The organism is Pseudomonas sp. CLCA07, from assembly GCF_053615335.1.
This window is the reverse complement of the sequence record NZ_CM132131.1, coordinates 3,650,583-3,661,849: the sequence shown is the minus strand read 5'-3', so window position 1 is coordinate 3,661,849 and position 11,267 is coordinate 3,650,583. Positions and strand designations below refer to the sequence as shown.

Genomic DNA, 11,267 nt, shown 5'->3' with positions numbered 1-11,267 from the left:
AGCAGGAGCCGACATGCCGCGAACGCTCATTAGAAAGAACCCGAGCAACTTCAAGACTCTGCCGTTGTACGTCGAAGCGACCCCCGAAGGCTTGAGCTATCAGAGCGTCGGGATGCCGCTCAATTTCTCCCAAACCCTGCAACGTCGCCGCCTCGTGTCGGTGGCCAACACCGAGCGGTTTGCGCTGGAACTGGCCAATCTCGGCGTCTCGGTGCGCCTGACCTTGCATTGGCAAAATCGCGATTACTGGGTGCTGGTGCGTCAGCGTCGGCAAGACCGTGGCGACGTGGTGCTCAAGCTGATCTCCGGCTACGTACCGGCCCATGAGCTGAACCTGCCACTGCACACCGCGATCCAGGAAATTGCTGAGGAATGCCTGCTGGAAACCCCGGAAGGCTGGCTCGGCGGGCGTTTCAACGACACATGGCTGCCGGCGCCCTACGCCAGCGCCCTGCATTACCGCGAGGCGCTGCCGTTTCGCCTGACGCCGTTGTCCGGTTCGGCGCGGCCGGTGCGCTGCGCCAAGCTTCAGTTGATCGAACGGCCGCGCGCTTACGTGCATCTGCCCACCGCGTCGTTGCAATTGATCTATGACTTGCGCCTGGACGTGCCTAAAGAAGCCAAATCCCTGAGTCTTTTTCACGTCGACGAGCGACTGGAAGGCGATCAACTGGTTGCCCGTCTCGACCGCAAGCGCCCGGACTTGTACCTGATGCCATTACAAGACGGCCAGCCGATGGCCGAGCTCTATACCTTGAAGAAAGATCAACTGTACCCGGCGAGTACTCGTGGCTTGTTTCTGGCGGAGAGCTTTGCCCGGCAAGAAGGCTGGGTAGTGCGTGATGAGCGGATTCGCTGGAAGGATTGGGTGCGCCAGCAAGGGTTGAGTCCACCGGGGAAGGACTCGGGTCTGGCGCGATTACGCGGGAAGGCGAAGCAATTACTGAAAAAAATCGTACCTCGTAAAAAAGTCAGCTCTTAAAGCAAAAGGTCAAAAGATCGCAGCCTCGTTTCACTCGACAGCTCCTACAGGGAATCGCATTTCAATGTAGGAGCTGTCGAGTGAAACGAGGCTGCGATCTTTTAGGCTTCACTCGGATTGGCGGATTTTTTCGACAATCGCCGTGGTCGAGCTGTTGGCCACCAGCCCCAGCACTTTCACCGTGCCGCCGTAAGCAGTCACGATGTCCGCGCCGACCACCTGGTCAATCCCATAATCGCCACCCTTGACCAACACGTCCGGCTTGACCGCGCTCAGCAGGTTTTCCGGGGTGCCTTCAGGGAAGCTGATCACCCAATCCACTGCGCCCAATCCGGCCAATACCGCCATGCGACGGTCGACGCTGTTGATTGGACGACCCGGACCTTTCAAGCGGCTGACCGAGGCATCGTCGTTGACTGCAACGATCAGACGATCGCCCTGGGCCCGTGCCTGCTCAAGGTAGGTCACGTGGCCGGCATGTAGAATGTCGAAGCAGCCATTGGTGAAGACGATCTTCTCTTTGTGCGCACGCGCATCGTCGACCGCCAGCAATAGCTGCTCAAGGCCCAACACACCGCGCTCCGACCCTTCTGCACGCTGGATGGCGCGGCGCAGTTCCGGCGCGCTGATGGCCGCCGTACCGAGTTTGCCGACCACGATGCCCGCCGCCAGATTGGCCAGGGCCACTGCGTGCGGCAATTCTTCGCCAGCGGCAATCGCGGCTGCCAGGGTAGAAATCACGGTATCGCCGGCACCGGTCACGTCAAACACTTCACGGGCGCGGGCCGGCAAGTGCAGCGCCGGGTGATCAGGGCGCAGCAACGTCATGCCGTGTTCGCCACGAGTCACCAGCAAGGCGCCGAGGTCGAGGTCGTGCATCAGCTGCGCGCCCTTGCTCACCAGCTCGTGCTCATCGGCGCAACCACCGACGATGGTTTCGAACTCGTTGAGGTTCGGGGTGATCAGGCTTGCGCCACGGTAGATCGAAAAATCCTTGCCCTTGGGATCCGCCAGCACCGGAATACCACGGGCACGTGCGGCCTGGATCAGCACCTGATGGTTTTTCAGTGCGCCTTTGCCGTAGTCGGACAGCACCAGCACCTTGATGCCTTCGAGCAATTCATCGACTTGCTCGCCAAGCGCCAACGCATCGGTGGCGAAGGGTTCTTCAAAGTCGATACGCAGCAGTTGCTGGTGACGACTCATGACCCGCAGCTTGACGATGGTCGGCTGGTGCGCAATGCGCTGGAATATCGCCCGAACGCCAGCACCCTTGAGGCTATTGGCCAGGCTGTCGGCAGCTTCGTCGTCGCCGGTCACGCCGACCAGCGAGGCCGGGGCACCGAGCGCGGCAATGTTCAACGCAACGTTGGCGGCACCGCCCGGGCGGTCTTCGATTTGCTCGACCTTGACAACCGGTACCGGCGCCTCAGGGGAAATCCGTGAGGTACCACCATGCCAGTAACGGTCGAGCATGACATCGCCGACCACCAAGACAGGGGCTTGATCGAATCGCGGCATGGACAACTTCATGGAGCAACCCACATACAAAATGAACAGGGGCGCGATATTACCACAGGGTTGGCGTGCCCTTGCGCATGGCATGAACGAGGTCGTAAAAAGCAAAAAAAAAGCAGCCTGGTCAGATTCAAAGAACCTCAGGCTGCAATTTTTTCAGGCTGTCATTAAAACTGACGGATGCCGAGGGTCAGGCGATGTCTTCAGCCGGGGCGTCGAGGCCCATGGCGTTCAAGCGGGCGTAGTAACCGTTTTGCGCCAGAAGCTCGGCATGGGTGCCGCGCTCGACAATCCGGCCCTGATCCATCACCAGGATCAGGTCAGCCTTTTCGATGGTCGACAGACGGTGAGCGATTACCAGCGTCGTCCGGCCTTTCATTACTTGGTCCAGCGCCGCCTGAATGTGGCGCTCCGATTCAGTGTCGAGCGCCGAAGTGGCTTCGTCGAGAATCAGCAACGGTGCGTTTTTCAGCAGGGCCCGTGCAATGGCCAGGCGCTGGCGCTGACCGCCGGACAGCAGCACACCGTTCTCGCCGACCTGGGTGTCCAGGCCTTCGGGCAACTGCGCGATGAAATCCATTGCGTAGGCATCTTTCGCGGCTCTTTCGATCGCGTCACGAGGTGCACCAGCCAGGTCGCCATAAGCAATGTTATTGGCCACCGTGTCACTGAACAACGTCACATGCTGGGTCACTTGGGCGATGTGCTTGCGCAGGTTCAGCAGTTTGTAATCCTCCACCTCAACATCATCAATCAGGATCTCGCCCTTGTCGTGGTGGTAGAAGCGTGGAATCAGGTTGGCCAGGGTCGACTTGCCGCTGCCGGAGCGTCCGACAAGCGCTACCATTTGCCCAGGCTCGGCCGAGAAACTGATGTCATTGAGTACCTGGCGATCGGTGCCAGGGTAGGTGAAGCTCAGATTGCGCACGTCCAGGCGACCGCTGACGGCATCGCGTTCCACAGTGCCGGTATCGACTTCAGGCTCGACGTCCAGCTGTTCGAAAATACTCTCGGCGCCCGCCACACCTTTCTGGATGGTCGAGCTGACTTCGGACAATTGGCGGATCGGTTTGGGCAACAGGCCGGCCAGGGTGATGTAGGCAACCATGTCACCGGCCGACGCATCGCCGCGCAGGAACAGCACCAGGAACATCAACACCGCCATGGCGCTGTAGATCACCAGTTGCAACAACGGCGTGTAAATGGCACCGGTGCGTGTCATGCGCAGTTGTTTGTCGGTGTTGCCCTGACTGGCTGCGAAGAAACGCTTCTCTTCGTAGGCTTCACCGCCAAAGCTGCGCACCACGCGATACCCCTGGATGGTTTCCGACGCCACGTGGGTCACGTCGCCCATGGCCACCTGGATTTTCTTGCTCTGCTTGCGGAATTTTTTGCTCGCGGTGCGCACCATGATGGCGATCAGCGGCAGGATGGCGATCATGACCAATGTCAGACGCCAGTTCATGAACAGCAGCGAGGCAAACAGGAAGATCACTGTCATGCCTTCACGGATTACGACCTTGATCGCATCTGTGGCCGCCCCGGTGACCATCGTCACGTTGAAGGTGATGCGCGAAATCAGATGACCCGAGTTATGCTTGTCGAAATAGCGATTGGGCAAAACCAGCAGGTTATTGAACAGCTGCACCCGCAAGTCATGGACGAGCCCGAGGGAAACCTTGGCCAGAAAGTAGTTGCCCAGATATGATCCGAGCCCCTGCCACGCGGCGATCAAAATGATCAGCAACGGCACAGCCTGCAACAGTTGCAGGTCGCGCAGGTAAGGCACAGTGGGGAAAAGCACTGCCTCAGGATTGGACAGGCCATCGACAAAGTATTTGAGGATGTAACCAAGCATCGGCTGGGTCGAAGCGAAAATCAAAAAGCCGACGATGCTGATCAGAAACAGACTGATGTACGGCCGGACATAGCCGAGCAGGCGGAAGTAGATTTTCAAGCTCGATGGGCTTGCGGAGAGACTGGAGTCGGCCATATCACGCGTTTGTCGATAAAAAGGACGCTGACTTTAGCACAGCTTCTTCAGGGTTCTGGCAATCGACTAAAGGCTGTTATTGTTAGGCATCGAATTGAGTATCAAATAGCCATCACCCCGGAATGCCCGATCAACTTCAGGATTGAATCTCTCAGCATGCAACTCAGCGGTTTCAATAGTGCGTCAAGTCGAGTTTTCGATTTCATCTGCCTCTGGATTCTTCCACTTGGCTATCTCTTGCTTCTATGCGCATTGTTTTTCTTGCCGGGCCGGAGTCTGCACCACAAACTTTATTATGGCCTGTTCAGCATTCCGGTGCTGATTGCCCTGTGTCTGCGTCCCCGCGAACTCAAGGAATTGTGCCGCGAGCCGATCTTCATTGCCGTGGTGGTGTTCGCGGCCTGGGCGCTGGTGAGTTTGTCCTGGGCACCGGGAAAGGATAGCTTCTTCAGTCAAGTCAAAGCGCCGCTGCATATCCTGATGCTGTTCGCTGGCTGCTACTTGCTGGTGCGCTATCGCAGCGAAATCATTCATCCCCTGCTGTTCGCCGCGGCATTGATCGGACTGGTCGGCACCGTCCATAACCTGTTCGTTTTCGCCCGCATGTACGAGCCGGGTATGCGTTTGATCGGTGGCGGTGCGTTCGACAACCCACTGCTGAGCTCTCACATCTATGGCTTTTATGCTGCCTACTGGCTGAGCATGAGCATGATCTGCAAGCGCCGCCTGATGCTCTGGTTGAGTCTTCCGGCGATGGCAATCATGTTCGCCGCCGTCATCGCCACTGGCTCCAGAACGCCTCTGGCTGCACTGACGATGGCGGGGCTCTGGCTGGGCTTCATTTGCTGGAACCGCCGCTCCGTCATATTGCTGGGCGCATTGGTTGCCAGCGGCACCGCGCTTTATGTGCTGTTTGCGCGAATGATCATCGAACGCGGCGATTCTTATCGCTTCGAAATTTGGCAACTGGCCATCAATCAAATAGCCGATCACCCATGGATCGGTCATGGTTATAGCGCCAACCTGGCCATCGACCCCGGCGTCGGCGTCAGCTTTCAGGAGCCCCACAGCTTTGTCCTGGGCGTGCTCTTTTACGTCGGTGTTGTGGGATTGCTGCCATGGTTGTTTTTCCAGGCCTGGAGTTTGCTCAGCAGTTGGCGAAATCGCGTGCAACCACTGTTCATCATCGCCTCGACCTGGCTGATATTCGGCATCGGCGCAGGCTTGACCGAGGGCGGCGGCATCATCTCCCGGCCCAAGGAGCACTGGTTTCTGCTGTGGATTCCGCTGGCGCTGATCGCCGCGCTTTGCATTAATCAACGCGCCAGACGCTTGTTGGCGATGCCCATCAAGACACTGACGCCAACGGCCCAGCAACAATTGACCGCCAATGCGCAGGTGATCGAAGAAGATGGCCTGGGCCCCAAAGTCTTGCGCCTGCTCGATGGCAGCTTCCTCAAGCTGTTCCGCTGCCGTCGCTGGTACACCTCAGGCAGTTTCAACCCCTACTCCGAACGCTTTGCCGTCAACAGCGAGCAGCTGCGCAACATGGGGGTTGCGACCCCGCCGATTCTTGACCTTTATCGCCTGGCAGACGGCAGCAGCGCCGTGCACTATTCACCGCTGCCCGGCAATACGCTGCGCCAGGTCCTGCAAGGCATAACCGCACCCGCGGTGCGTGAGGCGCTGGTGGAGCGATTCGGCAAGTTCATGGCTCAACTGCATGAACAGGGCGTCTATTTCCGCTCGCTGCACCTGGGCAACGTTCTGGTGCTTGAAGATGGCGAGTTCGGCTTGATCGATGTGGCCGACCTGCGCATTTACCCCTCTTCGTTGAGCCTGGCCCTGCGTCAGCGCAACCTGCGCCATATGCAGCGTTACACCGTAGACAAGCGCTGGCTGTTCCAGGAACACTTTGAAGCACTGCTTCAGGGCTATGCCATGACGGCATCGAAGTCCGCTGTCGATAACCTGCACAGACTAGTGCTGACCGGGAGCTCCCCGGTCAAGGCTCATTGATGACTGAAACCAATCCTCTCATTGCGCTGGCAGCTTATCTGCTGGCCATTGTGACCGCCGCCCTGCTGTTACGCGCCGTACCGAAAATCGCCCGTCAAATCGAACATTCCAGTGAAAGCCGTTATGCCAGCATTGATGGGCTACGCGGTTATCTGGCGTTCGGCGTGTTCGTACACCATGCGATCATTACCTTGATCTTCCTGCGCACGGGTGTGTTTGATTTTCCGCCGAGCAATTTCTACTCACAACTTGGCCAAGGCAGTGTCGCGCTGTTTTTCATGATCACCGCTTTCCTGTTTTGGAATCGACTACTCACCCAGGGACGTCAACACGACTGGATGGCTTTTGCAGTATCGCGGCTGTTTCGCCTGTACCCGTTGTACTTGCCGCTGATGCTGATCGTGTTTGTCACGGTGTTCTACCTGCAGAACTGGGAACTCAAGGACTCAGGGATCCAGTTCTTCGGCCAGATCCTGGCCTGGTTGACCTTCGACCGGCCGGACGTCAACCAGTACTACCAAACCGGTGTGCTGATCTCCAACGTCACCTGGACTTTGGGTTACGAGGTATTTTTTTATCTGGCATTGCCCCTCGCCGCCTTGGTATTTATCTACCGAGGCAGCTGGAAGCAAACGGTGTTGTGCCTGATCGGCATTTACGCCCTGTATGAACTGGTCGGCCTGGAGCACTCGCTGAAAAAACATTTTCTCGCGAGCTTTCTCGGCGGCATCGGCGCTGCGTACTGGGTTCGCCAACCGAAACTGGTGGCCTGGGGTCAGACTCGAATGGCGGGGATTATCGCGCTGCTGGCGTTGGCAATTGCCTTCACGGCATTCAACCGTGCTTTCAGCCCGAAGCCACTGCTGCTCATGTCGTTGTTTTTCGTGATTGTGGCGTCCGGAAACACCCTGTTCGGCGCGCTGAAACCACGCAGCATCCGTTGGCTCGGCGAAATCAGCTACAGCACCTATTTACTGCACGGCTTTGTGCTGTGGGTGTTCATCCAGCGCCTGCCGCTGGTGCTTGATCTGGATGCGCGTGACATCTGGACCTTTCTGCCGCTGCTGGCCCTGTGCAGCTGCCTGCTGATCGTCATCAGCAGCCTGACGTTCCTGTACATCGAGAAACCGGGCATAACGGCCGGCAAGAAGGCCTTGCTGTGGCTGCGCCAAGGCAAACAAGCCAACAGGATTCTGACAGAGAAGATCGCAGGCTGAAGCTGACGCATCCCTTGTAGCTGCTGGCGAAGCCTGCGGCTATAAGGCGCATGGAGGCTGGGTCAGTCTTTTTCCAGCGGCGAGAAGTACAGCCGCCCCAGACCGCGCCAGGTCTTCTTGTTCCAGGCCTTGAACGGGATCTGCGCCAGCAGTTCGCGGGCCAGCTTGCGGTCACGGTTGGCGGTCTTGAGGAACATTGAGCTGAGGAACTTGTAGCGAACCTCGTCGTACAGCGGATGGTCGCTGAACAGCGCGTAGGTACGCAGGATGCTGTCGATCATGAAGCGGTGGTTCTTGTAAGAGTTGGTGGCGTGTTTGCGATAGCGCGCCATCAGCACATTCAGTCCATCGATAAAGTAACCGGCATGGGTCACCTTCAGTTCGATCAGCAAATCTTCCAGGCGAATGTTCGGATCGAACCCACCCACCTTATCCAGCGCCTCCCGACGGATCATCAGGGTCGGGGCGGGTGGATAGGGTTTGCGCTCCAGAAACATGTCATCGAAATCCAGACGACGAAACGGCACATCACGACGCTGACGCTTCTCCGGGTACAGATTACCGTCGGCGTCGATCAGCTCGATATTGCCGGCGCAGATACCAACCTCGGGCTTGCCATCCATGTGCGCCACCTGAGTGGCGATGCGCTCTGGCAGCATGATGTCGTCAGAACCGAACGGCACAATCAGACTGCCCCTTGAACGGGCGATGGCGCCGTTGAGGGTATTGGTCAGCCCCTGGTTCTGTTGAACCCGGAAATCGAAACCGTGTTGCGCCTGCAAAGCGTTGATCCGTTCAACGCTGTTGTCGCTGGAACCGTCGTCGACCACCAACAATTCGATGTTCTTATACGTCTGGTTGAGGACGCTGAGAATGCTTTCCTCGATGTAGCGAGCGTGGTTATACGACGCAATGATGACCGTGACGAGAGGTTGCGCGGCGCTCATGGTTGTTCCTTGCGGGCCTGTTCCAGGCCGGAGTCAATCAGGTTCAGGTATTCCTGACGGAACACCTCGATGTCGTGTTGTTCCTGCAGATAACGGAAGGCCTGCTCGCCCTTGGCCTTGAGTTCGTCATCCGACAGCCCGAGGTAGTTATCCAGCGCTGCGACCAGGCTCGGCACTTCCTTGGGCGTAATCGCCAGCCCGCCCGCCCCTTCAATCAGCGGCAACATGGCGGGTACGTTGGAGGCGATAACCGGCAGATGACCGCTCATGCCTTCGAGCAGCGCCAACCCGAGGCCTTCAGCCAGGGACGGCATAGTCCAGATGTCGAAGGCGCGAATGTACTGCAAGGCGATTTCCTTGAAGCCCAGAAGGTGTGCGCGCCCGGTCAGGCCCAAGCGTTCGATCTCGGCATTCAGGCGCGACTCTTCGCGGCCGGCACCAATGATCGCCAACTGGGTATTCGGGTACTTGTCCTTGAGCGCGGCAAACGCCTGCAACAGATAGGTGTGACCCTTGACCGGTACAAGACGCCCCAGAGCACCAATCAAGCGCACCGACGGATCGATCCCCAACAATTCGCGGGCACGCTCGCGGCTATGCTGCAAACCTTCGGCCTGCTCAATGTCGATGGCGTTGGTGATCGCGTAAGTATTCTGATCGGTAAAACCGCAGTCGCAGTCCAACAGGTACTGTTTGACCGCCGGCGATACGCCGACAAAACGCCAGTGACGATCGATCAGGCGCTGGGTCTGGCGGCGCCGGTAAAACCGGTCGTACTCACCAAAACCGTGAGAAATGCCGATGCACAGCGGCACTTTCAACCAACGGTTAAGCGTCAGCATCATGTTCACGGGCTTGAAGCGGTTACAGATCACCACGTCGAATTTTTCCGCGCGGCAAAACTTGTACAGCGTCCACATCGCCCGCAAGCGCATGCCTTTGAGAGACTTGTCGGAAAACTCGAAGTACACCGAACGGTCCGCCCGGCTTATAGCCTCACCCGGCCCGGGCTTGCCGCGCAGGAACGCCGCCGTCACTTCGTAGCGATCACCGGGCAGCGCCTTGACGATCTGCTCCGCGAGGTCGGCAAAATCATGGGCTTTGACGTTGTAGTCAGGCTGCAATTGCAGAACCTTTAGCCGCTGGCTCATAACTCTCCCCGCTGCGAAGCGTTGATTGGTGTGTGCTTGAGTATCCACAAGAGCTCGTGACGCCGAACGGCCTTGCGAAAGAATTCGTTTTCACCGTAGGCCGGTGGCTTCCGCCTGGCCAGCAACCGCTGGATTAACCGGCGCAGGCGTCGCTTGAACGGCATCGACGGTTGCAGGTCATGCATCATGCCCAACGCCATGGCTTTGTCGCGCTGAAGTTCCAGCGACAGCGGCAGGCAGCAAGGCTGCATAGGCGTCGCCGCGTCGAAGGCTGGCGGCAACGCGATACCATGACCGGCATCGCCCATTGGCCAGCGGTCGTTGTCGTGCAAATGGTTGGCGTAGCCGAGCAGTGTGGTCGGCTGCCATTCCAGGCCTTTCAAGGCTTCGAGAACCGCTTGCTGGGCACAGATATGATCGGGATGCGGATCGAGGGTCGGGTGTGGCAGTACGATCACGTCAGGGCGCGCACGCAGCAGTACTGCACGCAGATCGGCCAACAGGTTGTTCCAGGTCGGCGCACCGTCGGCATCGCCCGGCAGGGCAAACGGGTTCAACTGGCGGAACAGGCGAGTGTCGCTCAAATCCGCCTCTCGCGAGGCGACCGGTTGCGTCGGCGAGGCCTGCATCGCCGCCAGTTGCAGACAGAAGTAACCCAACTGCACGCAATGAGCCTGCGGCACACCAGCCCAACGCGGCACCGCGATGCTGTCCCAAGCGCGCAAACGGCCCTTGAGCCGCGCCGCCTCGACCTTGTTCAGGCCGATCTGTTGGTAGTGTTCGGCTTCGATTTCACCGGCTGTCAGTGTCACGATCCAGGCTTCATCGGCCTGGCTGTACAAACCATAGGCAGCCAGCTCGGCGTCGTCGGCGTGGGGCGCGATCACCATCACCCGTTGCCGGCGGAAGTCGGGTTGTTCCAGTGCCCACAATACCGGCTCGCCGAACAGGCGGCAGTAGCGTCCACGCAGGCGCAACTCACCACGCGACAGCACTTGCGCATGACCACTGAGGTTCAGGTAACGCAGGCCATTCGCGCCGCGTTCAAAGGTTTGCCGGTCCGGATTGTCACCACCCGACAACTCCACCAGCGGGTCGATAAAGCGCCCCAGCCAGGTGCTTTTCACCCGTAGCGCCAACACCAGCGTGGCGTCGTCGACCAGCATCACGCCTTCGTCCAGGCGCAAGCGCTCGCCGTCCAGATGCACCTTGGGTTGTGGGGTGTAGGGCGGGAAGCTGTATTGGTAATCGTCTTTTGGGGAATAAAACAGGTGGTCAGCGAACCAGGCCTCGTGGGCAATCCAGCCCAGCACCGCACACACCAACGGCAACCACCAGGCCACCAGCACGCCGATGGCAATCAACAGCATCAGCGCGATCAACAGGCTGATACGTTTGTTGCGCCGATGGCGCTTAAGCAGTTGCTGTTTGCGGCTCATG

8 protein-coding genes are annotated in these 11,267 nt (G+C 58.7%); 3 read left to right on the top strand and 5 right to left on the bottom strand.

The window, feature by feature from the left end; genetic code table 11:
* Positions 1–13: 13 nt before the first annotated feature.
* Positions 14–982, top strand: coding sequence for a metal ABC transporter ATPase (locus ACWGZX_RS16890; protein WP_452624681.1), 969 nt, complete (start codon positions 14–16; stop codon positions 980–982).
* A gap of 108 nt (positions 983–1,090) precedes the next feature.
* Here the strand turns inward: ACWGZX_RS16890 and hldE are convergent, their stop codons facing one another.
* Together hldE and msbA are read right to left on the bottom strand one after the other, a co-directional pair.
* Positions 1,091–2,515 (bottom strand): bifunctional D-glycero-beta-D-manno-heptose-7-phosphate kinase/D-glycero-beta-D-manno-heptose 1-phosphate adenylyltransferase HldE, encoded by a 1,425-nt coding sequence (gene hldE, locus ACWGZX_RS16885; protein WP_452624680.1) that lies wholly within the window; start codon positions 2,513–2,515, stop codon positions 1,091–1,093.
* 175 nt (positions 2,516–2,690) lie between these two features.
* Positions 2,691–4,493, bottom strand: a complete 1,803-nt coding sequence (msbA, locus tag ACWGZX_RS16880; RefSeq protein WP_452624679.1) for a lipid A export permease/ATP-binding protein MsbA — start codon at positions 4,491–4,493, stop codon at positions 2,691–2,693.
* A gap of 156 nt (positions 4,494–4,649) precedes the next feature.
* Between msbA and ACWGZX_RS16875 the strand changes: the two genes are divergently transcribed.
* A complete protein-coding gene (locus ACWGZX_RS16875; protein WP_452624678.1) occupies positions 4,650–6,512 on the top strand; it encodes an O-antigen ligase family protein in 1,863 nt (620 codons plus the stop codon).
* Positions 6,512–7,729: an acyltransferase family protein gene (locus tag ACWGZX_RS16870; protein ID WP_452624677.1), complete on the top strand. Its 1,218-nt coding sequence runs from the start codon at positions 6,512–6,514 to the stop codon at positions 7,727–7,729. The genes ACWGZX_RS16875 and ACWGZX_RS16870 overlap by 1 nt, the downstream gene beginning before the upstream one ends.
* A 62-nt stretch (positions 7,730–7,791) precedes the next feature.
* Here the strand turns inward: ACWGZX_RS16870 and ACWGZX_RS16865 are convergent, their stop codons facing one another.
* From ACWGZX_RS16865 to ACWGZX_RS16855, 3 genes are read right to left on the bottom strand one after another with little or no spacing between them, the layout of a single operon-like run.
* Positions 7,792–8,676: a glycosyltransferase gene (locus ACWGZX_RS16865; RefSeq protein ID WP_452624676.1), complete on the bottom strand. Its 885-nt coding sequence runs from the start codon at positions 8,674–8,676 to the stop codon at positions 7,792–7,794.
* On the bottom strand, positions 8,673–9,827 hold the full coding sequence (locus ACWGZX_RS16860) for a glycosyltransferase family 4 protein (RefSeq protein WP_452624675.1): 1,155 nt from the start codon (positions 9,825–9,827) through the stop codon (positions 8,673–8,675). Before ACWGZX_RS16860 ends, ACWGZX_RS16865 begins: the two co-directional genes overlap by 4 nt.
* A complete protein-coding gene (locus tag ACWGZX_RS16855; protein WP_452624674.1) occupies positions 9,824–11,266 on the bottom strand; it encodes a PIG-L deacetylase family protein in 1,443 nt (480 codons plus the stop codon). The genes ACWGZX_RS16860 and ACWGZX_RS16855 overlap by 4 nt, the downstream gene beginning before the upstream one ends.
* Position 11,267 lies beyond the last annotated feature (1 nt).